The organism is Pseudomonas sp. NPDC090201, assembly GCF_044746825.1.
Classification (GTDB): domain Bacteria; phylum Pseudomonadota; class Gammaproteobacteria; order Pseudomonadales; family Pseudomonadaceae; genus Aquipseudomonas; species Aquipseudomonas putida_AD.
On the sequence record NZ_JBIVCX010000001.1, the window covers coordinates 899,814 to 924,091 of the forward strand.

22 protein-coding genes and 1 tRNA gene are annotated in these 24,278 nt (G+C 61.2%); 12 read left to right on the top strand and 11 right to left on the bottom strand.

Annotated elements, in window-relative coordinates:
• The first annotated feature begins 61 nt into the window (after nt 1-61).
• The 8 genes from uca to ACIPOO_RS04195 all read left to right on the top strand — a co-directional run bounded on the left by uca (nt 62) and on the right by ACIPOO_RS04195 (nt 12,606).
• On the top strand, nt 62-3,688 hold the full coding sequence (gene uca, locus ACIPOO_RS04160; protein WP_400604634.1) for an urea carboxylase: 3,627 nt from the start codon (nt 62-64) through the stop codon (nt 3,686-3,688).
• Between the two features lie 161 nt (nt 3,689-3,849).
• A complete protein-coding gene (locus ACIPOO_RS04165) occupies nt 3,850-7,062 on the top strand; it encodes a dermonecrotic toxin domain-containing protein (RefSeq protein WP_400604636.1) in 3,213 nt (1,070 codons plus the stop codon).
• A gap of 101 nt (nt 7,063-7,163) precedes the next feature.
• Nucleotides 7,164-8,645 carry a sensor domain-containing diguanylate cyclase gene (locus ACIPOO_RS04170; protein ID WP_274135841.1) on the top strand — a complete coding sequence of 494 codons (1,482 nt, stop codon included), beginning with the start codon at nt 7,164-7,166 and terminating at the stop codon, nt 8,643-8,645.
• Nucleotides 8,642-8,857 (top strand): cysteine-rich CWC family protein, encoded by a 216-nt coding sequence (locus ACIPOO_RS04175; RefSeq protein WP_400604638.1) that lies wholly within the window; start codon nt 8,642-8,644, stop codon nt 8,855-8,857. The genes ACIPOO_RS04170 and ACIPOO_RS04175 overlap by 4 nt, the downstream gene beginning before the upstream one ends.
• Nucleotides 8,858-9,038: 181 nt before the next feature.
• Nucleotides 9,039-9,731, top strand: a complete 693-nt coding sequence (locus ACIPOO_RS04180) for a pseudouridine synthase (RefSeq protein WP_400604640.1) — start codon at nt 9,039-9,041, stop codon at nt 9,729-9,731.
• A 310-nt stretch (nt 9,732-10,041) separates the two neighbouring features.
• The gene (locus ACIPOO_RS04185; RefSeq protein ID WP_400604642.1) at nt 10,042-10,926 is read left to right on the top strand and encodes an alpha/beta fold hydrolase; all 885 of its coding nucleotides are present in this window, start codon (nt 10,042-10,044) and stop codon (nt 10,924-10,926) included.
• 168 nt (nt 10,927-11,094) lie between these two features.
• Nucleotides 11,095-11,168 (top strand) — tRNA-Gly (locus ACIPOO_RS04190).
• Nucleotides 11,169-11,388: 220 nt separating this feature from the next.
• Entirely contained in the window at nt 11,389-12,606 is a 1,218-nt protein-coding gene (locus ACIPOO_RS04195) for a YbfB/YjiJ family MFS transporter (RefSeq protein ID WP_400604644.1), read from the top strand.
• A gap of 3 nt (nt 12,607-12,609) precedes the next feature.
• On the opposite strand, the gene ACIPOO_RS04200 is transcribed toward ACIPOO_RS04195, so the two are convergent.
• On the bottom strand, nt 12,610-13,509 hold the full coding sequence (locus ACIPOO_RS04200) for a LysR family transcriptional regulator (RefSeq protein WP_400604646.1): 900 nt from the start codon (nt 13,507-13,509) through the stop codon (nt 12,610-12,612).
• A 128-nt stretch (nt 13,510-13,637) separates the two neighbouring features.
• The gene (locus ACIPOO_RS04205; protein WP_400604648.1) at nt 13,638-15,935 is read right to left on the bottom strand and encodes a TonB-dependent receptor; all 2,298 of its coding nucleotides are present in this window, start codon (nt 15,933-15,935) and stop codon (nt 13,638-13,640) included.
• Between the two features lie 141 nt (nt 15,936-16,076).
• Between ACIPOO_RS04205 and ACIPOO_RS04210 the strand changes: the two genes are divergently transcribed.
• The gene (locus tag ACIPOO_RS04210; RefSeq protein ID WP_400605185.1) at nt 16,077-16,199 is read left to right on the top strand and encodes a type II toxin-antitoxin system HigB family toxin; all 123 of its coding nucleotides are present in this window, start codon (nt 16,077-16,079) and stop codon (nt 16,197-16,199) included.
• Nucleotides 16,189-16,548 (top strand): type II toxin-antitoxin system HigA family antitoxin, encoded by a 360-nt coding sequence (locus ACIPOO_RS04215; RefSeq protein WP_400604650.1) that lies wholly within the window; start codon nt 16,189-16,191, stop codon nt 16,546-16,548. The genes ACIPOO_RS04210 and ACIPOO_RS04215 overlap by 11 nt, the downstream gene beginning before the upstream one ends.
• Nucleotides 16,549-16,600: 52 nt before the next feature.
• On the opposite strand, the gene ACIPOO_RS04220 is transcribed toward ACIPOO_RS04215, so the two are convergent.
• Both ACIPOO_RS04220 and ACIPOO_RS04225 read right to left on the bottom strand, forming a co-directional pair.
• Entirely contained in the window at nt 16,601-16,852 is a 252-nt protein-coding gene (locus ACIPOO_RS04220; protein ID WP_400604652.1) for a DUF2188 domain-containing protein, read from the bottom strand.
• Between the two features lie 98 nt (nt 16,853-16,950).
• On the bottom strand, nt 16,951-17,178 hold the full coding sequence (locus ACIPOO_RS04225) for a hypothetical protein (RefSeq protein ID WP_274135866.1): 228 nt from the start codon (nt 17,176-17,178) through the stop codon (nt 16,951-16,953).
• A gap of 186 nt (nt 17,179-17,364) precedes the next feature.
• Here ACIPOO_RS04225 and ACIPOO_RS04230 point away from each other — a divergent pair, with 186 nt between their 5' ends.
• Nucleotides 17,365-18,396, top strand: a complete 1,032-nt coding sequence (locus tag ACIPOO_RS04230) for a DUF4917 family protein (RefSeq protein ID WP_400604654.1) — start codon at nt 17,365-17,367, stop codon at nt 18,394-18,396.
• Between the two features lie 14 nt (nt 18,397-18,410).
• Here the strand turns inward: ACIPOO_RS04230 and ACIPOO_RS04235 are convergent, their stop codons facing one another.
• The 3 genes from ACIPOO_RS04235 to ACIPOO_RS04245 all read right to left on the bottom strand — a co-directional run bounded on the left by ACIPOO_RS04235 (nt 18,411) and on the right by ACIPOO_RS04245 (nt 19,454).
• Nucleotides 18,411-18,848 (bottom strand): DUF2442 domain-containing protein, encoded by a 438-nt coding sequence (locus ACIPOO_RS04235; protein ID WP_274135852.1) that lies wholly within the window; start codon nt 18,846-18,848, stop codon nt 18,411-18,413.
• Between the two features lie 3 nt (nt 18,849-18,851).
• Nucleotides 18,852-19,085 (bottom strand): DUF4160 domain-containing protein, encoded by a 234-nt coding sequence (locus ACIPOO_RS04240; RefSeq protein ID WP_274135853.1) that lies wholly within the window; start codon nt 19,083-19,085, stop codon nt 18,852-18,854.
• A 138-nt stretch (nt 19,086-19,223) separates the two neighbouring features.
• Nucleotides 19,224-19,454 (bottom strand): hypothetical protein, encoded by a 231-nt coding sequence (locus tag ACIPOO_RS04245; RefSeq protein WP_400604657.1) that lies wholly within the window; start codon nt 19,452-19,454, stop codon nt 19,224-19,226.
• 248 nt (nt 19,455-19,702) lie between these two features.
• On the opposite strand from ACIPOO_RS04245, the gene ACIPOO_RS04250 reads away from it, so the two are divergent.
• Nucleotides 19,703-20,602, top strand: coding sequence for a DMT family transporter (locus ACIPOO_RS04250; RefSeq protein ID WP_274135855.1), 900 nt, complete (start codon nt 19,703-19,705; stop codon nt 20,600-20,602).
• Here the strand turns inward: ACIPOO_RS04250 and ACIPOO_RS04255 are convergent.
• The 4 genes from ACIPOO_RS04255 to ACIPOO_RS04270 all read right to left on the bottom strand — a co-directional run bounded on the left by ACIPOO_RS04255 (nt 20,599) and on the right by ACIPOO_RS04270 (nt 23,990).
• On the bottom strand, nt 20,599-21,816 hold the full coding sequence (locus ACIPOO_RS04255; protein WP_400604659.1) for a class I SAM-dependent methyltransferase: 1,218 nt from the start codon (nt 21,814-21,816) through the stop codon (nt 20,599-20,601). The genes ACIPOO_RS04250 and ACIPOO_RS04255 overlap by 4 nt on opposite strands.
• Before the next feature lie 154 nt (nt 21,817-21,970).
• Nucleotides 21,971-22,591: a TPM domain-containing protein gene (locus ACIPOO_RS04260; protein WP_274135858.1), complete on the bottom strand. Its 621-nt coding sequence runs from the start codon at nt 22,589-22,591 to the stop codon at nt 21,971-21,973.
• Between the two features lie 26 nt (nt 22,592-22,617).
• Nucleotides 22,618-23,367, bottom strand: a complete 750-nt coding sequence (locus ACIPOO_RS04265; protein ID WP_400604662.1) for a TPM domain-containing protein — start codon at nt 23,365-23,367, stop codon at nt 22,618-22,620.
• Nucleotides 23,367-23,990 carry a LemA family protein gene (locus ACIPOO_RS04270; RefSeq protein WP_274135862.1) on the bottom strand — a complete coding sequence of 208 codons (624 nt, stop codon included), beginning with the start codon at nt 23,988-23,990 and terminating at the stop codon, nt 23,367-23,369. Before ACIPOO_RS04270 ends, ACIPOO_RS04265 begins: the two co-directional genes overlap by 1 nt.
• Nucleotides 23,991-24,278 lie beyond the last annotated feature (288 nt).

Below are 24,278 nucleotides of genomic sequence, written 5' to 3' on the forward strand. Positions count from 1 at the left end.
ACAGCGGGACGGCCCGCTACCCGGTTCGGGATCGACGAGCGCGATCCCTGGGGTAAAAACCATGTTCGACAAACTGCTGATCGCCAACCGCGGCGCCATCGCCTGCCGCATCCTGCGTACCCTGCGCGCCCTCAACGTCGAGGGTGTGGCGGTCTACTCCGAAGCCGATGCCGCCAGCCTGCACATTCTCCAGGCGCAGCAGGCCCACAGCCTCGGCGAAGGCGGCGCGGCCGGGACTTATCTTGCGGTGGACAAGATCCTCGCCATCGCCCAATCCACCGGCGCCAAGGCGATTCATCCGGGCTACGGATTTCTCTCCGAAAACGCCGCCTTCGCCCAGGCCTGCGAAGACGCGGGGATCGCCTTTGTCGGCCCGACGCCTGCGCAACTGCGCGTATTCGGCCTCAAACACACCGCCCGCGCACTGGCCAGGCAACACGGCGTGCCGATGCTCGAAGGCACCGAGTTGCTCGACAGCCTTGCAGATGCGCTGGGAGCGGCAGACGCCATCGGCTATCCGGTGATGCTGAAAAGCACCGCGGGCGGCGGTGGCATCGGCATGCGCGTGTGCCGCAGTGCCAGCGAACTGAGCGAGTCGTTCGAGGCGGTCAAACGTCTGGGGCAGAACAACTTCAGCGACGCCGGCGTGTTCATTGAGAAATACATTCAGCGCGCTCGACACCTGGAAGTGCAGGTGTTCGGCGATGGCCGTGGTGAAGTGATCGCCCTCGGCGTGCGTGACTGTTCGGTGCAGCGGCGCAACCAGAAAGTCCTCGAGGAAACCCCGGCGCCAAACCTGCCCGAAGGCATGGCTGATGAGCTGTGCGCGGCCGCGATCAAACTGGCCAAGGCCGTCAGTTATCGCAGCGCAGGCACCGTCGAATTCGTCTTCGACAGCGACGATCAGCGTTTCTATTTCCTTGAAGTGAACACCCGCTTGCAGGTCGAGCACGGTGTGACCGAGCAGGTCTGGGGCGTGGACCTGGTGAGCTGGATGGTGCAACTGGCCGCCGGTGACCTGCCGCCGTTGCAGGAACTGATCGCGAATCTGAAACCTTCGGGGCATGCCATTCAGGCACGTCTGTATGCCGAAGATCCGGGCCGCGATTTTCAGCCAAGCCCGGGCCTGCTGACCTCGGTGCACTTCCCCGCCGCCGATGGCAAGGCCCTGCGCATCGACACCTGGGTGGAAGCGGGCTGCGAGATCCCGCCGTTTTTCGACCCGATGATCGCCAAGGTCATCAGTTGGGCGCCGGACCGGGAATCGGCCAGCGCAGGATTGACCCGGGCGCTGACCGAGACTCGCCTGTATGGCGTCGAAACCAACCGCGACTACCTGCGCCAGATCATCGAGGATGCGCCATTCGCCAGCGGCCAGCCGTGGACCCGCTGCCTGGAAGGCCTGGTCTATCAGGCCGACACTTTCGAAGTATTGAGCGGCGGCACCCAGACCAGCGTGCAGGACTTCCCCGGACGGCTCGGCTACTGGGCCGTCGGCGTACCGCCCTCGGGTCCTATGGACAGTCGCTCGCTGCGCCTGGGCAACCGCCTGCTGGGTAACGCCGAAGGCTGCGCCGCGCTGGAAATCACCATGAGCGGGCCGATGCTGCGCTTCAACACCGATGCGGTGGTGGCCGTGACCGGCGCCGTGATCCCGTTGACGCTCGATGGCCAGGCACAGCCGATGAACCAGTCGATCCTGATCCGCGCAGGCTCGACCCTGACCTTGGGCACCATCGCCGGATCAGGCGCGCGCAGCTACCTGTGCCTGCGCGGCGGGCTGGATGTGCCGGATTATCTGGGCAGCAAAAGCACCTTCACCCTGGGCCAGTTCGGCGGCCATGCCGGCCGGGCGCTGCGCGCAGGCGACGTGCTGCACCTGGCGCCGTTGACCGACCGTGAAGCGGGACGGCAGATTGCGTCGCATCAGATTGCAGAGCTGCCAGACGTGCGGGATATCCGGGTGATCTATGGCCCCCACGGCGCGCCGGAGTACTTCACCGAAGGCTATATCGAGACCTTCTTCGCCACCGACTGGGAAGTGCATTTCAACTCCAGCCGCACCGGCGTGCGCCTGATCGGGCCCAAGCCTGAGTGGGTGCGTGCCGATGGCGGTGAAGCAGGCCTGCACCCTTCGAACATTCACGACAATCCCTATGCGATTGGCGCCGTGGACTTCACCGGCGACATGCCAGTGATCCTCGGACCGGACGGGCCGAGCCTGGGCGGGTTCGTGTGCCCGGTGACGATCATCGAAGCGGATTTGTGGCAGTTGGGGCAGCTCAAGGCGGGGGACAAGGTCAGGTTCATCCCGGTCACCGTAGAGCACGCCCGCTCGCTCGTCTGTAGGAGCGCGCTTGCCCGCGACGAGGCCCGTACATCCGACACACTTGTAGAGGCAGAACAATCGTCATCGCGGGCAAGCGCGCTCCTACAGTCCCCCGTCGTTCTGGACATCGGCGAAAACGACACCCGCATCAAAGCGCGCTTGAGTGGCGACACCCACCTGCTGCTGGAAATCGGCGCGCCGGAGCTGGACCTGGTCCTGCGCTTCCGCGGCCACGCGCTGATGCAGGCGCTGGAGAGCAAACAACTCAATGGCGTGATCGACCTCACCCCCGGCATTCGCTCGCTGCAAGTGCATTACCAGCCGGAACAGCTGCCGCTGGCCGACCTGCTGAAAATCGTCGCTGCCGAATGGGAACACGTGTGCGCCAGCAACAACCTGGAAGTGCCTTCGCGCATCGTGCACCTGCCGTTGTCCTGGGACGACCCGGCCTGTCAGCTGGCCATCGAGAAATACATGACCACGGTGCGCAAGGATGCACCCTGGTGCCCAAGCAACCTGGAGTTCATCCGCCGTATCAACGACCTGCCCAATCTGGACGAAGTACAGCGCACGGTCTTCGACGCCAGCTACCTGGTGATGGGCCTGGGCGACGTGTACCTGGGTGCGCCGGTGGCCACGCCGCTGGACCCGCGCCATCGTCTGGTGACCACCAAGTACAACCCGGCGCGCACCTGGACCGCCGAGAACTCGGTGGGCATCGGCGGCGCCTACATGTGCGTCTATGGCATGGAAGGCCCCGGCGGTTACCAGTTCGTGGGCCGCACCCTGCAGATGTGGAACCGCTACCGGGACATCGCAGCCTTCGACGGCAAACCCTGGCTGCTGCGCTTCTTCGACCAGATCCGTTTCTACCCGGTCAGCGCCGATGAACTGCTGAAAATCCGCCGCGACTTCCCGCTGGGGCGCTACCCGCTTTCGATCGAACACAGCACGCTTAACCTTGCTGAATACCAGGCGTTTCTGGCGCAGGAAGCCCAAGGCATCCAGGCGTTTCGCACTCAGCAACAGAGCGCCTTCAACGCCGAGCGCGAGCGCTGGATCGCCAACGGCCAGGCCACGTTCGAAAGCGACGAAGCAGTGGCCGAACTCACCGAGGAGGCTGCGCTGCTGCCGGGGCAGATGAGCGTGGACAGCCACATCGCCGGGAACCTCTGGCAGGTACAGGTCAGCGTCGGGCAGCAAGTGCAGGCAGGCGACACGCTGGTGATTCTGGAGTCGATGAAAATGGAAATCCCGGTGCTGGCGCCGTTTGCCGGGGTGGTCAGCGAGATTCGCGTGCAGCCGGGTTCGGCCGTGCGCTCCGGGCAGCGAGTGGTGGTGCTGCAAGCGCAAGGCTGACAATTGCGGGCAAGGCGGCCGGTATCGCGCCTTGCCCCTGCGGCATCTGTGCACCGCAATAACAAGCACCATGGCGACAGACGATGGTGGTACATAGTTACCGCTTTCTGCCGCCAGAAATCGCCATAGTGAGCAGCTTTTGAGCTCACTGAATGCCCGCCATGGACAACACCAACAGCAACCCCGCCCCACCCCGCACCCCACCTGCAACGCTGCATCACAAACATCTGGCAAGACTGCGCAACCGGCGGGTGGCAAGGCTGCTCTCGGGCTCGCCCTGGCTGCTCAAGGCCTGGCAACTGGCGCTGGACTGCCCGCCCTCGATTCTGACCTGGCTGGATGAACGCTGGAGTCAGGCCCTGGCCAGCCATCTGGGCAAACCTGTGAACCTGGACGCGCTGCATGTCGACTTCACCACCGATCAGGATCCTGCAGTGGATGCCGCTGGCAATGAACACTTCGAATGGCGCCTGTCCCTGCGGCAACTGGGGCGCATGACCCTGGAAACCCGTTCGCTGCTGGCCCTGCAACGCGGCGCGGTTCCCGACCGCGCGGTGCATGATGACCTGCCGGGCTTTACCCTGGAAAAACTCTTCAAGCTGCTGTTGCAAGGCAACTGGTCGTGGGAATACGACCAGCAGCTGAGCCACTTCTGGGCCCGTCACGGCCAGACCTGGCAAATGCTTGCCAAGCTGTCGTTTCTGGACGGCCTGGATCATCAACAACGACGTCGGCAAATCAGCAGCGACGGCTACCGGCTCGGGCTGGATGTGCTGGGGCTCGTGCAGTTGCCGGACACCCTGCAGCGCCTGGGCACAACCGCACTGACCCACCGTTCGACCCTGCACGGCGTGATGCTCAACGACGACCCCATCCCGGGGGTATTCCACCAGCGCTCCCGGACCACCGGGCATTGCTACATCCACGTGCTGGGCGAGCAACCCTATTGTCACGAATACATCAGCGATACCGCCCCCTGGAAACCCGAGAAGGTGATGCAGGCGCTCAACGCATCGCCCTGGCACCGCCTGCATCTGAACCTGGCACCGACTGCAAATGGCCTTGAACTGGGCAGCGAGATCAGCGATGTCTTTACCTACCTGTGCAATGCACAGCGTCTGTTTGCCCTGATACACCCCGAGACTGAAGGGTTTCTGGAGGTGTTCGACGGCAGTGAGCTGCCGCAACAGGATTACCTGCTGCCTCCCATAGAACCGGCATTGGCAATCCTCGCTGCGCTGGGCTGCTGGCACAGCGAACCCGGTCTGCGCGAGAGCATTCCTACGCCACACGTAGTGGCTGACCGGATCATGGGCAAGTGGCTCAAACAGGCCCACGGGATCGATCTGGACCCCAGGCGAGTGTTCATCCGCTACCGGCCGGGGACGTCGAGAAAGCCCTGGGGTAGCGCAACAACCCCGGCGACCAACATCCTGATAGTGCCGAGCGAGCGCCCGGTCGCCCTCGGCCAGGCGCTGGTACAGAATTTCCGGGCCCTTGAACCGAGCGGTTACGACGACCTGGGGGGACGCTGGGTGGTCTACACCGACCTCAGCGGGCAAGGCACCTGGAAGCAGGAAAAGGAAATTCCGGTCAAGGCGGCCAGCATCGAGGCCTACATCAGAAGCATCGGGTTTCTGGAGGTCATGACCGCGCGGCTCAACAGCTTCTGGGAACGCAAAGCCACGGCCATCGAGCGCGCACTCTCGTCCACCCTGATAGCGCAGGCGCTGTTTTGTCTGAAAAACGGCGAGCTGACGCGCAAGGGGTTCAATTGCCTGGTACTCGCACTGGAGGAGGACCGCACGTCTCCCATCACACGTCAGACGCGCTGGAGCGCACTGGGTTTCCAACTGGACAGCGGTCACCTGACCGGTGGCGTCAATCCGCCTTGTCCGGGCCTGCTGTTACTGCACCATGAGCGCGAGCCTGGCTGGATCCTGTATCAGTCAGGTCAGCAAGCCACATTCGTGGAGCTTCGGGACCGAGCAGAATTGGTCGCCCATCTTCGCCAATCGGCGGCCAATGAAGACTGGCGTCGGACGCTTCTACAGTACATGCCGATGCGCTTCCATGAGCGGCTGGACTACATACTGCAGATCTGGGGGGGAGTGGAACAGCCGCCGCTGCCGCCCTCGATACTGCGGCCCACATCCATCAGGCTGTACAACGATGCCATCCACAAGGCCAGCAATCATGTGTTTTTCATGCACGAAGTGGCGCAATCGCCCACCGGCTTCATCCTTGAGCATTTGCGCAGCGACAGCCTCCATGATGCGCAAGACAGCATCGTCACCCAGCGTGAACTCACGCTGAACTATTGGTCGCGGTGGGTCGATCGCCTGCAATTGATGCTGGCGCCGATGGCCTTGCTGCTGCCACCTGTGGCCATTGCCTCGCTGACCGCCAGCGCCGCCAGCCTGGCACTGAAGATTCAGGCGGCCAGTCTACCCGGCGACCGTGATGCGGAGCGTCGCCAGGTGCTGGTGGCGATCCTGTCTCTGGGATTGCTGCAACTGGGCCCCGCGACCCCACGCCTGCTGGGAAGCTTCATGCGGGTGGGCGCGAGGGCAAGGCTTGCGCCCTCCGTGGCACCTTCCGTGCCGCTGCGCAACTTCGGCACCTGGCTGCAACGCCTCACCCATCCACGCAAAACGGTGCTCAGCCCTTACTTCAACACAGGTCTTACCCTGAAAAACTGGGATGTGGCCGCCAACCGAGCGTTCGCCAGCGAATCGGTGCGCGTGTGGAAGCTGGGACAGCGGTTCCTGCTGTGGACTTCCCAACGCGCCCAGGCCCGCACGCTTGTGGTCAGCAGCCACGGCTACCATTTGCCCTGGAGCCGGGCGACACAGATACCCAACGGCACCGAACTTCGGCTGTATGCCCCCCATGGCCATGAACTGGTCGACCCCGGGCTGCACAAGGTGGTCAGCCAGTTGATAAAGCCCTACGCACTGCTGGACAACACACGCGCCGTCCCCGGGCCCGGCGTGGCGCCCTTCGCCACCTTGACCGAGGGCAAACGATTGCTGGCGGGCACCACCCTGCCGGGGCATATCAAGAACTACAAGCTGATGAAGTTCCAGAGCGACGCTTACGAAAGCTACCAGGACATCAGCAATTTCGTCAGCGACAGCCAACACGCATCCTGGCCGACAGTGCCGGCCACGCCGATGGACGTATTGACCATACGCAATCGCTTCGGCGTCACCAGCCCAAGCCTGGAAGAACTGTTCAACGAGCTGCAACGCCTGGGAATTCACTACGACAAGATCCTGCTGGTGCACTGTCGATGCTCGGCGATCAAGGCAGTGCTGGGACGAGCGCCGGCATTCGATGCGCCCGGGGGAACGCACAGGATCACGCCCTGAAACATCCGGTTCATAAAAGCGAGGCTGGCATGGCGCAACAGGGTGGCCTCAGGCTAGCATGTCTCTATTAATGGACTCTTTTTCACTCAAGCGGACTGGTCATGCCCTTTCGTTCCACGCTCCACTCACAGCGCTCCCTGTTGTTGACGTTAGTGATCCTTCTGGGGAGCGGCTTTCTGGCGACGTCATTGCTCAGCTACTTTGCCTCGCGAGACGCCATCCGCGACAGCATCGTCAACACCGAGCTGCCCCTGACCTCGGACACGGTCTATTCCGAGATCCAGAAGGACCTGGTGCGCCCGGTGCTGATCTCCTCGATGATGGCGCGCGACACTTTCGTGCGTGACTGGGTCGTGGCCGGAGAGAAAGATCCGCAACAAATGACCCGCTACCTCAAGGAGGTGATGGATCACTATGGCGCCTACACCTCGTTTTTCGTCTCCAACAAAAGCCTGACCTATTACCAGGCCAAGGGCGTGCTGAAAAAGATCAGCCCCGACGAGCCCCGGGATGTCTGGTACTACCGCGTGCGCGACATGGCCGAGCCGTACGAAATCAACGTCGACCCGGACCTTGCCAACAAGGACAACCTGACCTTCTTCATCAACTACAAGGTCTTCGACTACAACGACCAGCTCATCGGCGCCACTGGCGTGGGGCTGACCGTCGATGCCGTCATCAAACTGATCGACCGCTACCAGCAGCGCTACCAACGCAGCGTGTATTTCGTCGACGCTTTCGGGCGCCTGGTGCTGACTGGCGCCGAGGGCGGGCCGCAGGGCGCGAAGATCGGCCAGGTGCTGCGCGACCTTCCCGACCTCAAGGAATTGCGCCAGCAAATGCCCAAGCCGCAAAGCGGCAGCTACCAATACGACTCGCCGGACGACTCGCATTTTCTCAACGTGCGATACATCCCCGAGCTGAACTGGTACCTGTTCGTCGACAAGCGCGAGGACGGCGCACTGACCGACATTCGTCAGTCGCTGTACCTGAACCTTACGATTTGCCTGGCGGTGATGCTGCTGGTGCTGTACCTGCTCAATCGCGTCATCCGCCGCTTCCAGATGCGCATCGAGAGCCAGGCGATGCTCGACAGCCTCACCGGTCTGCCCAACCGGCGCGGGTTCGATCAGGTCGCCATGAGCGCCATTGCCGAAGCTCGTCGTGACCACAAGGCGCTGTCGGCCATGCTGCTGGACCTGGACCACTTCAAGCGTCTGAACGATACCCACGGTCATCTGGCCGGTGACGAAGTGCTCACCGGGTTTGCCGACGACGTCAGACGCTGCCTGCGTGACAGCGACATCATTTGCCGCTGGGGTGGCGAAGAGTTCATCATCCTGCTCAAGGACACCAACACCAGCGGTGCCCGACGCGTCGCCGAGAAAATTCGCCTGCTGGCCGAGCAACACACCTACGTGTTCACGGGTTCGGCCCTGCAAGTTACCGTCAGCCTGGGCCTCACCGAGCTGCACGAAGGCGACACCCTGCAAAGCCTGATCGCCCGCGCCGACCAGGCGCTCTACAGCGCCAAACAGAGCGGCCGCAATCGGGTCTGTACCGAGATGGCAGAGCCCGCATGACCACCGTTTCAACCAGCCCGGACACCTGCCCCGTCTGCGGCCAGAGCAACAAATGCACCCTGGCCGACCCACGCACGGCCGACCAGGCCTGCTGGTGCTTCAGCGAAACCATCGACCCCGCCGTCCTGGCCGCGCTGCCCGAAGAACTGCGCAACAAGGCGTGCCTGTGTCCGCGCTGCGCGGGCCTCCTCGAACCCACACAGACCCCGTAGCAGCACGGCTTGCCGGCGGGGGCGTCCTCAAGATCGCCCCGCGGGCAAGCCCGGCTGCTACAACGATTTGCGCCGCCCCACGCCCGTAGCAGCACGGCTTGCCGGCGGGGGCGTCCTCAAGGTCAATCCAGCTCCAAGGTTTTCACGTACCATTGAGGGCCCACACACCGACCCAAACCCCATGCGCCTCGACCGTTTCCTCAGCAACCTGCCCCGCTTCAGCCGCAAGGAGGTGCGCCTTGCACTGCTGGCCAACCGGGTCAGGGTCGATGGCCAGACCATCAGAGATCCGCTGCATGAAGTCCGTGAGTTCAGCCAGGTCATGCTCGACGACGAACTCCTGCAATCCGGCAAACCCGCGCGCTACTTCATGCTGCACAAACCGCAAGGTTGCGTCAGCGCCACCGTCGACCCGCAACACCCCACCGTGCTGGACCTGCTCGACGAGCCCGACAAGCACGACCTGCATATCGCCGGTCGCCTGGACTTCAACACCTCGGGGCTTATGCTCATCACCAACGACGGCCAGTGGTCCCGCCGCCTCACCCAGCCGACCACCAAGTTGCCGAAGATCTACTACGTCGAAACCGAGCAGGAAATCGGTGAGCACTACGTCACAAAATTCGCCGAAGGTTTTTACTTCGCCTTCGAAGACCTCACCACCCTGCCCGCGCTACTGACCCTGCTGGACAGCCACCGCGCCCGCCTGAGCATCGTCGAAGGCCGCTACCATCAGGTAAAGCGCATGTTCGGCTTCTTCGACAACAAGGTCGTGCGCCTGCACCGCGAAAGCATGGGCCCACTGGTGCTCGACCCTGCGCTTGCCCCCGGGCAGTACCGGCCGCTGACAGCTGAAGAGATTCAGCAAATCTGACGTCTTTCGACCGCCCGGCAGGTCGTGTAGGACAATTCACGAACGGCACTTGCGGGTTCCGGGATCGCCTGCTTGAATCCAATCGTCGGTCCACATGTGACTGATGAGTCACCAACCTATTCTAAGAAACCTTTTGTCGTCACGACCGCCTCGAAGCGACACGTTCGGCAAACCGCCCGCCAATAACAATACCTGTCGGACAAGCTGTTCCGATCCGACATGGGCCCCCTTCAAGGCTATTGCCTACCTGTCACGAAACTCGTGCAACGTGGTTGCGCGCACACCTGTTTTTTCGTCAGGAGACATGGATATGAGGCCAGAAATCGCTGTGCTTGATATACAGGGCCAGTTTCGGGTTTACACGGAGTTCTATCGCGCAGATGCCGCAGAAAAGACCATCATCCTGGTCAACGGCTCACTGGCCACTACTGCATCTTTCGCCCAGACCGTCCGCAACCTGCACCCGCAGTTCAACGTGGTGCTGTACGACCAGCCTTACGCGGGCAAATCAAAACCCCACAACATCATCGACCGGCCGCTGACCAAGGAAACCGAAGGACAGATCCTGCTGGAGCTAATCGACCACTTCAACGCAGAACACATCATGTCGTTCTCATGGGGCGGCGCGCCGACCCTGGTGGCCCTCGCCCACCGGCCCAAGCGCATCGAGAAGGCCGTGATCAGCTCTTTCTCACCGGTCATCAACGAGCCGATGCGCGACTACCTGCAACGTGGCCAGCAACACCTGGGTGCATTCGATCGCTACGAAGTCGGTACGCTGATTAACAGCACCATCGGCAAACACCTGCCGTCGCTGTTCAAGCGCTTCAACTACAGACACGTCAGCTCTCTGGACCTGCACGAGTACGCGCAGATGCACCACCACATCAACCATGTGATGGAAGCCACCACGCACAAACAGTTGAAGGCCGCCAAACGGATCAATGTTCCGGTGCTGTTCATGAACGGGGAATGGGACGAATACACCTCGGCCGTCGACGCCCGGTTGTTCAAGAACCACGTGCGTGACTGCCACTTCAGCACCATCAAGAATGCAGGCCACTTTTTAGACATGGAGCATAAAAGCGCCTGCCTGGACTCGCGAAACGCCCTGTTGAGCTTCCTCACCCCGGCGCCCGAGCCCAGCCGAAACCGCTACCGACAGGTACACGCGAACCATGCATTTGCAATCTGACCATGCCGGTCTCAAGGAACGGATTCATCCGCCAGCCACCGCCTCACAGCCCTCGGCGGATGAATCCCGACCCTTGTCATTGCAATAAAGGATTTGGCCCGCAACGCATTTAACGCTTCAATTCAGTGCCTGCATCTGGTACAAAGTCAGCCGCTGCAAGCGTCAAAAGCGGGTGTCGTATAATGGCATTACTCCAGCTTCCCAAGCTGATAACGAGGGTTCGATTCCCTTCACCCGCTCCAGTCTTCCCTCCCGCAACGCCCCTTCGTCCAGCCAAGCGCTAAAGCTCGATCCGATCCGCACTTCGCAAGTCATCCGTTTGCCTATCAAGCGGCAGATACCTTGCCTCCTCATGCGCATCAACAATCTCAATAACAGATACCCCCAATCTCTTCTTTTCGCTTCTTGAGATACCCTGCGCGCGCGTACGCTGACTCCAACCGAATTCAGCAGGCGACGACGATGAGCAAGCTTCAGGCATCCACTCACAGCCCCACATCCCGCGATCAATCCCACAACAGCAAATGGGGGATTGCGTCAGGTTTTTCCGCGAGCCTTGTGGGTATTGGTCTTGCTCGCTTTGCCTATACGCCCCTGCTGCCGGCGATTATCGATGCAGGTTGGTTCGATTCTTCGAAAGCGGCGTATCTGGGTGCGGCGAATCTGGCGGGGTATCTGATCGGGGCGTTGACGGGACGGGTGATGGCGCAGAATTCGTCCACGGCATTTGCGCTGCGGGCGATGATGTTGCTGGCCAGTGTTGCATTTATCGCCTGTGCGTTTCCGGTGTCGTATCTGTGGTTTTTTACCTGGCGGCTGCTGTCCGGCATCAGCGGAGGGGCGTTGATGGTGCTGGCTGCGCCGGCGGTGCTGGCGCACATTTCGCCCTCTAAACGCGGGCTGGCAGGCGGGATCATCTTCATGGGGGTGGGCGTGGGGGTCGCTGCGTCAGGAACCCTGGTGCCGCTGTTGTTGCAGCTGGGTTTGCAGCAGACCTGGCTCGGGCTGGGGGTAATTTCTCTGGCGTTCACCGCCATTGCCTGGCTGGGCTGGCCGAAGCAGGATCCGGCGCCCGCAACCGCGAGTCAGCATCCGCGTCAGTCGAAGGATCACACCCTCAAGGCTTTGTATGCCGAGTACGCGCTGAATGCCGCGGGCTGGGTGCCGCACATGATTTTCCTGGTGGCGTTCGTCGCCCATGGCCTGGGCAAAGGGCTTGAGGTCGGGGCGCAGTATTGGGTGCTGTTCGGCATCGGGGCCACGCTGGGGCCGCTGTTGGCCGGGGTGCTGGCGGACCGGGTTGGATTTGGCCGGGCCTTGCGCCTGTCGTTCATTCTGGAAGGGATTTGCGTGTGCATACCGGCGCTCACGACGGGTAGTGTCTGGCTGATGGCATCGAGCATCGTGGTGGGGGCATTCGTTACCGGCACAGTGCCGCTGGTACTGGGCCGGGTGCAGGAATTGCTGGCGCATCACCCCGCGCAGCAAGGTCCGGCGTGGCGCACGGCGACGGTGGGTTTTGCGTTGTTCCAGGCGGTGGCGGCCTATGGATTTTCGTATCTGTTTTCGGCAACCGGCGGGGATTATGCGCTGCTGTTCTTGATCGGCACCGGCGCCATTGCGCTGGCCCTTGTCATCGATCTGGTGGCTGCGCGCCGGGCAAACCACGCAGCCACATGAACTTCAAGCGAATTGTGGGACGGCGCGCAGGCGAGCGGCGTTGTCCTGATGCACGCTGTCGAGAAAAGCCGCCAGGGCACTGGAGAAATGGCCGTCCAGACGCCGTACGAACAGGGTTTCCACGCTGGACAGAGCAGGCGGCAATTCATGAACCGCCACCAACCCTTGCTGCCAGGCGTTGGCGACGACACCTCGGGGCAGCAGGGTGATACCGACACCTGCAGACACGCAGGCAATGATCGCGTCGATAGAGCCAAACTCAAGGGGTTCGGGCGCCAGAATGCCCATGCCGGCCAGCACCGAATCCAGCCGCTGCCGGTAGGAGCAGCCGATGCGGAACACCACGGTTTTCAGGTGCGCAATGCTGTTCACGGCGTCCAGCGAGCGAACCGCACGGGAGGTCACCAGTACCAGTTCCTCCTGAAAGGCCGTTTCGCAGAGCAGTTCGGGATGACTGACCGGGCCCGCAACGAAGGCGCCTTCGAGCCTGCAATCGACAACATCCTGGATCAGGCTACTGGTGGTGCCGGTACGAATCAGCGGCCGCACATCGGGCCAGGCGGTAGCGAAGCGGGCAATCAACAATGGAAGGCGCAAGGCCAGAGTGGTTTCCAGCGTGCCGATCTCCAGCACACCTGCGGGCTGGCCGTCGTCGCGGGCTGCGGCGGATGCGTCGCTGAGCAGTTTGGAAAGCCTGGCGGCATAGGGAAGGATGCGCCTGCCGGCGGGAGTGACCTGAACGCCCTTGGCGCTGCGCTGGAACAACGAAACGCCAAGCTCGTCTTCAAGCGAACGGATCCTTGAGGAAACATTCGACTGCACGGTGTTCAGCTCGACAGCCGCCTTGTTCATGCTGCCATGTCGGGCAACCGCGTCGACCACCTTCAGATCAATGACGTCCAAAGTCTCACCTGCTATCTCGAATTTCAATAATCCGTCGCTTGGGCAATTTCATTTCGAGATTAAACCCGGAGCGCTGCGAAAACAAGCCGCAGCGCTTCGGGCCACCCAGAGGTTTGGAGCTGATACTGTCAGAACGAATAGTCGGCGCTCAGCATCAGTCCGCGACCGGCGCCCGGCAGACCGTAACCACGACCGTTGTAGGTGGACCAGTAGTGCTTGTCGAACAGGTTGTTGACGTTCATGCGCACATCCAGATCCGGGGTAGCCTGCCAACTGACCATGGCGTCGTGGACGACGTAGTCTGGTACGGTGGTCTGGCCTGAGCGAGTCAGCACAGCGCCCTGTCCGCGATAGATCTTCACCTCATCGACGTAACGCACGCCATAGCTGACCGACACATCCATCGGCAGTTTGTAAGTGGTCCACAGGTTCAGCGCATTCTGCGGGGTGTTCGCCAGCTCCAGCCCTTCCTCGGAGCCGTTGTAGGCCTTGGTCAGCTTGCTGTTTTCGTGAATGTAGCCGCCATACACCGACCAGTTGCGGGTGATGTTGCCGGTGCCGGACAACTCGAGTCCGCGCACGCGCTCCTCGCCCCCGGTGAAGGCCGTACCTTCGTCATCATCGATGAAGGTCAATTGACGCTTGGTCTCGAACACATCGCCGGTCAGCTCAAGCGCACCGTCGTACAGTTCCCATTTGGTGCCCAATTCGTAGGTCTTGCCGCGATCGCCCTTGGTCGAGGCGATGCTGCCGGTTTGCGCCACGGCCAACACGCCCGAAGGCTGCTTGGCGTTGGCGTAGCTGATATAGAAGCTGCCGTTGTGCACCGGTTTGTACACCAGCGCGGTGTGGACGCTGGTGAGCTTTTCCGACTGATCGGAATTGCCCAGGTCAGTCCAGGCGCCGGTCTGGCTGGCGCGGCTTTCGTTGTCGGTCACGCGGGTGTCGAAGTGATCCTGACGCGCGGCCAGGTGCAGCTGCCAGTTGTCGTTGAACTTCAGGGTGTCGAGCAGGTAGAACGCCTTGTCCGTCTGCTCCACCGATTGTTTGGCCGAGGTGTAGGTGTTGGCGCTGAAGGGGTATTGCGACCAGTCGTTACTCGCCACCGGCAGGCTGCCCATACGCGCGCGGTCGGCGGCGGTCAGGGCGCCGGTTTTGGAGTCCAGCGTCTGCTTGCTCAGGTCGAAACCGCCCACCAGCGTATGGCCGATGCCGAACGTGTCGACCTTCCACGTGAGGTTGGTCTGGTTGCTGAAAGTCTCGTTGGTCTGGCTGCGCGCAGGCGTGTTGACGTTGCGCCGGTAAATGCCGCTGCCCGCTTGAATGCCCGGAGCGCCCGCCGTGGCGTCGCCGCCTGGGGTCGTGATGAAGTAGTCGTGATCCAGATGGAAATAGGTGAACTGGGTGTCGAAACTCACCGCATCGTTGAAGTCGTGGGCAAACTTCATGTTCAGGCGATGGGATTCATTGTCCTCGTAGTTCAGGTTGCGCCAGCCCCAATAGCTGTTCCAGCTGGCACCACCGGCACGGCTCGGGCTGCTGCCGTTAGTGCCGTTGACGGTCGGGATGCCGTAGTCAGGGTTGCTGTTGTCGTGGATGTATTCGTAGGCCAGGGTGAAACGGGTGTCGGTGCCCAGCCCCAACGCCAGCGACGGCGCGAATCCGTAGCGCTCGTCATTGACCCAGTCCCGACCGTCGACCCCGGAATTGTTACCCATTATGTTCAAGCGAAATGCGGCGCCCTCACCCAGACCGTCGAGGGTGTGGTTCACGTCCAGCGTGCCACGACGGTAGTCTGCCGTGCCGACACCTGCGCTGACATGATTGAAGTCATCGAGCACTGGCGCCTTGGTCACCAGGTTGACCGCACCACCGGTCGCGCCCACGCCCCAACCCGCTGAGCTTGAGCCCTTGAGCACTTCCACCGATTCAGTGTTGAAGAAGTCGTTGCGCGAATACTTGGCCGGATCGCGCACGCCGTCGCGATAGATGTTGCCGTCGGCATTGAAACCGCGAATGGTCAGGCTGTCCCCTACCCCGCCGCCACCTTCACCTGAGTTGAAGGTAATGCCTGGCACGTTGCGCAACGCATCCTTGAGGCTCTGGGCGTTCTGCTCCTTGAGCACCTGCGAGTTGATGACCGTCACACTTTGCGGCGTGTCCAGCAGCGGCTCGGTCGACTTGGACGAACTGAGCCTGTCGCTGTTGTAGGGCGCATCGCTCTGACTCTCGATGCTGGTGGCCGGCAGGGTCAGGTCACCCGTGACCGTCTGCCCATTGATCTGGGCCTGATCCGCAGCCCAGCTCGACATCGGCAACGCCATGAATGTCGCCAGGCCCATCAGGGGAGCCAGGGTTTGGGGACGAGGTGATACAGGCGACAGGCTGGCGCCGCGCGAAAGGTTGAGTCGGGTTGGGGAGGACATCAGTCGGCCTTCGTGGAGGAGAATAGATCGCATTCACAACAGCGAAATTCTATCAACCGCGATTTACCGGACTTTCAGGGATTTGTAATGGGGATGCGCGGGATGGGGGAATAACACAATTCATTACATTTCACGCTGACGATCGACCATGAATGTCGTCGGATTCCTGAGATACAGTATCGAGCAGGAATTGTTTGGGTGAAATTTGTAGGCACACACAAGCGATACGATGAGATCGATGCGGAGACAGTCAATGAATATTAAACCAATTCGAGACGACGCCGATCTGCGGGCGGCTTTCCAACGGCTGGAGGTCATCTTTCAAGCCGATGAGGGAACCCCTGAAGCAGACGAAATGGAAATCCTCGTCACGCTCATAGAGGTGTACGAGAACAAGCATTATCCGATTCATGTCAGCGACCCTGTAGATGCCATTAAATTTCGAATGGATCAACAAGGGCTCACACCTCGAGATCTGGAACCGTTCATCGGGCCCAGTGGGCGAGTCTCGGAAGTGTTGAACAGGAAACGCAGGCTGAGCGTGAGCATGATCAAGCGGCTGCATGACGGCTTGCACATCCCCTATGAAAGCTTGTTCGCAGGCGTTGCATGACAACAGCATGGGTAAGAGCCTCAATGACCTTGAGGCTCTCGAAAACCCGACGCTACTTCTTCGACTTGGCCTTCGGCGCCGCTTTCTTCGCCTCGGGCGCTTTCATCTCCACAACGCTTTCCTGCGCCCGCATCGCCGTACGCTCCTGATGCGCCGGCAAAGACGCAGCGAACGCCATTGCCTCCTCACGAGTACCAAAACTCGCCAGGCGGTCGTGATGGGTGCAGACCCGCCATGGACCGTTGTTGACGTTAATCACGTCGTAACCATTGAAATGCGTTTTGCTGAGCATCGCACTGTGCATGGAAACCTCCCTCTCGTTTCGAGAGTGTTGTGTGCAGTTATCCCGAAAGACGTTACACCCGACGGCACGCGTGAAGGCGCGCACTGGACAGATGGTCGTCAGGGTTTGAGCGGTATTTCTTCGTCTTTTTCTGACAGGCTTTTCCCATCGTCCGGGTGCTTCCAGGTCTGTGGTGGTGGAGTTTCGCGGGCTTGGTCGTCAGTCTTTTCAACCCGTTCGAATTCACGGGCCTGACGCTCGGCTTCAGTGCCTTTCGTCGTTTCCATGGGATTGGGGTTCGGGCCGGGGCTCTGGGCGGCGGCGGTGTTCACAGGATCGGTTTTCATGATCGCCTCTCAAGCGAACCGGATTTGGGGTTCAAGGGTTAGAAACAGGCGCTGTGTGGCAGTTCGAAATATCTGCCAGGCGGTGCGACGAATGATCGGGCGTTGACAACACCGACCGCGCTTTCCTATAAGTCCACTCCGTTCTGGCCGCAGGTCAGCCTGCTCACCTGATTGCGAAGCGAGACAATGGAATTCACGGATTTTGATGCCGAACTGGCCGACTGGACCCAGTTGCAAACCGCCCACCCCTGCACCGGATTGTTGCTGGGCAATGGCGCGAGCCTGGCGGTGTGGAAAAACTTCTCCTATGACTCGCTGTTCGAACTGGCGCAGACCACGCGCAACAAGCCCCTGAGCGCGACCGAGCTTGCGCTGTTCAAGTCCATGGAGACCGAGAATTTCGAGCCTGTGCTCAGTGGCTTGAAGGTCGCCATGCGGGTCAACGCCGCGCTGACCATCAGTTCGTCGTCGCCGCGCAACCGCTACTTCGCGATCAAGGAAGCGCTGATTCACGGCATCCGCTCAGCGCATATCCCGTGGCGCCTGATGCAGGCATCGAGCGTCGCGCAGATCAGCAAGGCGCTGAGTCAGTACGCGACCGTCTATTCGACGAACTACGACCTGCTCGCCTATTGGGCCGTGATGCACGGCGCGCAACCGTTCGACGACCTGTTCGATGACGACGCCGTGTTCAACCTGCATCGCACCGAGAGCAATGCCACACGCATCCTTTACCTGCACGGCGGCATGCACCTGGTGAAGAACTTCGACGGCAGCGCACGCAAGCTGCTCTCATCGGAAAGCACCCTGCTCGGCAGTTTCGCGGTCAACGCGCTGGAGGATGTGCCACTGTTCGTCTGCGAGGGCCGCAGCGCCGACAAGATGAAGATCATCCGCGGCTCGGACTACCTGTCGTACTGCCACGCCCAGTTGGCGCAACATGAAGGCGCACTGTGCATCTTCGGCCACGCGCTGGGCAAACAGGACCGGCACATCCTCGACGCCGTACTTCAAGCCCGCCCCAAGACCCTGGCCATCTCGATCCTGCCCCGCAGCGAAGCCTTCATCCAGCACCAGAAGCGCCGCTACACGGCATTGTTCGAGGGGCAGAACATCGAGTTGAAATTCTTCGACGCCAAAACCCACCCGCTCGGCGATCCGCAGTTGCAAGTGCCGGTGGCCCGGTTGAAGGAAATGGTGGAGCAGAAGAAGGGCTGATAGCCGGCCCGGCTTCAGCGATGCTCGTACTCCCACCCTCTGCACGCCAGCGCCACATGCTTGGGGATCAGCGCGGCACCGCTGCTATAGGCGGTAATGGTTCGGCGGGTGAAACCCAGCTCGACTGCGGCAGCAGACAGCGACAGTTTGTTTTTCGACATCCACTGCTTGAAATCCTGTGTCGGCATCACTTCGCCCGATTGCTCCAGCGCCAACCGGTGAAGGGTCGATGCCGCCAGTTCAATGTCATCGCCCCAGGTTACATCGAATCCCCATTCGCCCACCGTCACCTGGCTGAAGCGTGAATCCTCCCTCAGAGGGGCGAGTGCCGGAAACTGCTCGATAAGCGACGAAAGATCAACGGTGTAGCGCTTGCCGTTGCTCCATTCGATATTCAGAGATTGTCGGCCAGGCAGGGGCTGCACGCTGGCGATGCGTAGTTTGGTGGCCATGGGTCAGGTTCTCCGGTTCTGCTCGTACCATATCCGCCAGAGTTGCGCGGTATGAGCACGAGCCCATGTCAGGGCGGCTTTCAGGGCTTTTGGCTCGGCGCCTTTGCCGAGTATCCGCAAGCCGTCGATCTGCACTAACGACTCACCGTCCGGCGTCTGCACATGAAAATGAGGGGGTGCATGATCGTCCGGATAAATCTTGATTTTCCAATTGCGGTCGCTTTGTACGGTAGCCATGGACGCAGATACTAGAGAAATTTTTTCTCTACCACAATCCTTCATCTTTATGGCAACAAACAAAAAACCGGACCTCGACAGGTCCGGTTTCTGATCCCTCAAACCAACGCCGCTTCCAATCTTCCCAGCGCCGATGGCTTACTCGTTACCTTCCGACAAGGCCCCGGCCACGACCACGTTACCGGCTGCATGCTTGTTGACGCCGACGGCGAGGGCCCCGGTGCCGATCCGGGTGCTGGTCAAGGCGGCAAGGCGGTCGCTGCTCGTCGAATTGCCGACGCTCGCTGACCACTGAGCCGCTACAGTCGCCATCCATGCGAACAGCAACATCACGACACCTTGCAACGCCCACTTTCCGATGACCGACACGATTGTTCTCCTGGCTAATTTCGACGGCAGCTATTTGACCTTCAAACTGTTGCAGCAAGATTGCATTCAAGTTTTGAACCAATATTCAGTCCGCCTGAGCCCTGCTGCGAAAAATCCTCATGAATGGCATTTCCCTCCTTGAGGGAAGTGTACGGTCGATTCTGTCGGTATCTGTTAAGGGGGCTGGCGCAGGTTTTATGGCTGAATGGATGCCTGTTCCGACTCATAACAACAAGGCACGATTCAACATGTCCTCTCGCGAAAACACCGGTATGGCCCTCGGGCTGATCGGGGTGGTGATCTTCAGCCTGACGCTGCCCATGACCCGCATTGTCGTCCAGGAAATCCATCCTCTGCTCAACGGCCTGGGCCGCGCGCTGTTTGCGGCGATACCGGCGGCGGCGCTGTTGCTCTGGCGCCGGGAGAAGTGGCCGACGCGCGCGCAGTTCAAGGCGCTGATGGTGGTTGCGCTGGGGGTGATCATCGGCTTTCCGGTGCTTTCGGCCTGGGCGATGAAAACCCTGCCCGCCTCCCACGGGGCATTGGTCAACGGGCTGCAGCCTTTGCTGGTGGCGATCTACGCGGCGTGGTTGTCACACGAGCGACCGTCGAAAGCCTTCTGGGTCTGCGCGGCGATGGGCAGCGTTCTGGTACTGGGCTACGCGCTGATCAGCGGGGCAGGCAATCTTCAGGCGGGGGATCTGTTAATGGTTGGCGCTGTAGCCATTGGCGGCCTGGGGTATGCCGAAGGCGGTCGGCTGGCCAAGCAGATGGGCGGCTGGCAGGTGATCTGCTGGGCGCTGGTGATTTCGATTCCGGTGCTGATCGTTCCGGTCGGCTACCTGGCATCGCAACATCAGGGGCCGATTTCGCCAGGCGCCTGGTGGGCATTCGGCTACGTGTCGCTGTTCTCGCAATTCATCGGCTTTTTTGCCTGGTACGCGGGGCTGGCGATGGGCGGCATTGCCCGGGTCAGCCAGATTCAACTTGTGCAGCTGTTCTTCACCATGGCGTTTTCGGCGCTGTTCTTCGGTGAACACATCGACCCGATCACCTGGATCTTCGCCGCAGGTGTCGTGGTGACCCTGGCCATCGGGCGCAAGACGGCCGTCATCGCGCCCAGGCCCGTGGTGGCAACCCGGGTTTAACCAAGCAGCCCATCCGCCTGGAGCAGCGTCTCCAGGCACTGCTCCTTGATGTTGTAGAAGGTCTTCAATTCCTGGATCTTCGCCAGCAGCTCGGCCGGATCGGCAGGGGTTGCGCGCTTGACCGCCAGAATCATCTTGTTCTTGTTGGTGTGTTCCAGAGAAATGAATTCGAACACTTTGGTCTCATAGCCACAGGCCTCCAGCAACAGGGCGCGCAGCGCGTCGGTGACCATTTCGGCCTGCTGGCCCATGTGCAGGCCGTATTGCAGCATCGGCTTGAGCAGCGTCGGGCTCTGGATCTGCAAGCGGATCTGTTTGTGGCAGCACGGCGAGCACATGATGATCGATGCCCCGGAGCGAATGCCGGTGTGAATAGCGTAATCGGTGGCGATGTCACAGGCATGCAGCGCGATCATCACGTCCAGTTCGCTCGGCGCCACCGAACGCACATCACCGCATTTGAACACCAGCCCCGGATGCTCCAGCTTCGCCGCCGCGTCGTTGCACAGGGTGACCATGTCTTCGCGCAGTTCGACGCCGGTGACGTTGCCCTCGGCCTGCAGTGTGTTGCGCAGGTAGTCGTGAATGGCGAAGGTCAGGTAGCCCTTGCCCGAGCCGAAATCCGCCACGGTCACCGGTTTGTCGAGCTTGATCGGCGAGGTCGTCAGGGCGTGGGAAAACACCTCGATGAACTTGTTGATCTGCTTCCATTTGCGCGACATCGCCGGAATCAGCTCATGCTGCCTGTTGGTGACGCCAAGGTCGGTGAGGAACGGACGGCTCAGCTCCAAGTAGCGTTTTTTCTCACGGTCATGCCCGGCCGAAGGCGCCTCGCGCTGCTGTTGGGAGGAGTTGCGAAACAGCGTGGTCTTGCCCTTCTTGCTGAACTCCAGCTGGATTTCATCGGTGAGTGACAGCAGGTGGGCGTTCTTGAACGACGTCGGCAAAAGGTCGGCGATCAGCGCCTGGGCTTCGGCCAGCGGGTGATTCTTGGTGATGTCGCGGGTCTGGTAGCGGTAGACGAAGGACAGGCACGGCTGGTCCTTGATCGTGGTGGGTTTGATGATGATCCGCTGCAACCCGGCTTCGCTCCCGACATGCTTGGCCAGCACCAGCTTGACGAGCGAGTTCTGGGTCAGGCAGGTGTCGAGCAGGCTCAGGAACTGAGCGCGGTGATCCTGTGCCGGAGCGGCGGTGGGTGCGGTGGCGGACATCGGGTACAGCCTCGGAAGCAGAAAATGCGAGGGCGGTATTTTAAGGCCGGGACGATCAATGTGTGCATTTTATTATGGCGCGGCCTTCCCCCCGTAGCAGTCCGGCTTGCCGGCGTGGCGACCTGAAGAACGCCCCCGCCGGCAAGCCGTGCTGCTACGAGTTCAGTACCACCAACCGGTTCGGCAGTTCATTGCGTGGCTGGGTCACGGGCACCTGGTCGGCCAGCACTTCGCCGCATGACCGAATGCAACCCAGAAAGCCTTCGAGCACTTTGCCGTCGCGCACCTGATTGGTGAAGACATCGACCATCGAGCGCCAGACCAGATCGTCCACGTGCCGGGCAATCCCGTCGTCGACGATGATTTCAACGTAGCGCTCCGCCTCGCTGACGAAGATCAGCACCCCGGTTCCATTGGCAGTGGCGTGCAGGTTCTGTTCGAGGAACTGCCGCCGCGCCAGGCTCCCGGCCCGCCAGTGCCGCACCGAAGCGGGCACCAGGCGCGAGGTCACGTCCGGATGCCGGCATACCAGCGCCACCAGGATGAAGGTCGCGATCTGCGTCAACAGCAGCTCGTTGGCATTGAGCCAGCCAGGGTAGAAATTGATGAGCCCCGGCAGCAGCAACGCCACCAGGCCCGCCCAGATCAGCGGCACATAGGCGTAGTCGTCAGCACTGGCGGCCAGTACCGTGACCAGCTCCGCGTCGGTCAGCCGCTCGACCGCCTCGACAGCCTGGGCGACCTGCCGCTGTTCGTCTTCATTAAGCAATGCCATGCACAACAACCCTTTTCAATGATCGACTACCAGCCACCGGACGCACCGCCGCCGCCAAAACTGCCGCCACCGCCGCGCATGCCCCCCGAGCCCGAACCACCGGAGCCGCCCGACCCAAAACCGCCACCGCCGCCCGAGCCGATATAGCCACCGCCTAGCCCGCCGAACGCACGGCCCCAGCGCATGTTGATATAGATGAAGGCCACGAACAGCACCAGATACAACAGGCTCATCTTCCAGTCCGTCACATCGTCGCCACCCGACGCCCCGACCACGGGCTCGGCCAACGGATCGCCGCCCAGCACCTGCACTATCGCCTCGGCGCCCTGGGTGATACCCGTGACGAAATCGCCCTGCTTGAACGCCGGTGTGATGATCTGGTTGATGATCACCGAAGACTGGGCATCGGTGAGACGGTCCTCAAGGCCATACCCCACCTCGATGCGCACCTTGCGCTCTTCCTTCGCGACGATCAGCAGCGCGCCGTTGTCCTTGCCTTGCTGGCCGATGCCCCAGAAGCGCCCTAGTTGATAGCCGAAATCCTCGATGGTGCTGCCTTGCAGATTGGGCACAGTGACCACCACGACCTGCTCGGTGGTCAGCTCTTCATGGGCACGCAGCATCTGCGCGATGTGCTCGCGGCTCTGGTTGTCGATCATCCCGGCCTCATCGACCACTTGACCGCTCAAGGCCGGGAATTTCAGCGCAGCCTCGGCCACGCTTGCAAACAGCGCCAGGCACATTGCCAGGCACAGCAACAGCGCGCGGCGGCGCATCAGAATTTCACTTGCGGGGCCTTGTCGGCATCCGCAGCAGTGGCTTCAAAGTTGGGGCGTATCGGCAAGTCGCTGTACATCACCGTATGCCAGAGCCGACCGGGAAAGGTGCGGATCTCGGTGTTGTAGCGCTCGACCGAGGCGATGAAATCGCGCCGGGCCACGGCAATGCGATTTTCCGTGCCTTCAAGTTGCGACTGCAGCGAGAGGAAGTTCTGGTTGGATTTGAGATCCGGATAACGCTCCGACACCACCATCAGGCGACTCAGCGCCCCGGTCAACTGACCCTGGGCGTCCTGGAACTGCTTGAGCCTGGCCGGATCGTTCAGGGTGTTGGCATCGATCTGGATCGAGGTGGCCTTGGCCCGGGCCTCGATGACGGCGGTCAGGGTTTCCTGTTCCTGTTTGGCGTAGCCTTTGACGGTCTCGACCAGGTTGGGGATCAGGTCGGCACGGCGCTGGTACTGGTTCTGCACCTGGGCCCAGGCGGATTTGACCTGTTCGTCGTAGGTGGGGATGTTGTTGATGCCGCAGCCCGCCAGCAAGGTGCTCAGCAACATCAGCAGCGTCAGTGACAAATTGTAACGACTGCCCCGAATGTGCCCGTAACGCTCTATTTGCATGGTCTGTACGCTCCTTCCTGCCCTTCGATCCGTCTTCGGAGAATCACCCGTCAGACATGACTTTAGCTAAATCGGACGATCCCCGGCATAATCTTGCCCCATCGCGTCATCAGGGCTCTGGATTGCCAGGGCGCAATCGGATAAAACTCGCTGCGCTAGTGATGCCCGGATGCATCAGGAGTTCAGCGGCTCACGGCCCTGGCGACAATAAAAACCAAAGGTTTCACACCAAAAACAAAGGCTGCCCGGTATTACGCGCGAGTTGCCGGCCAAGGTCCTGAGAAAATC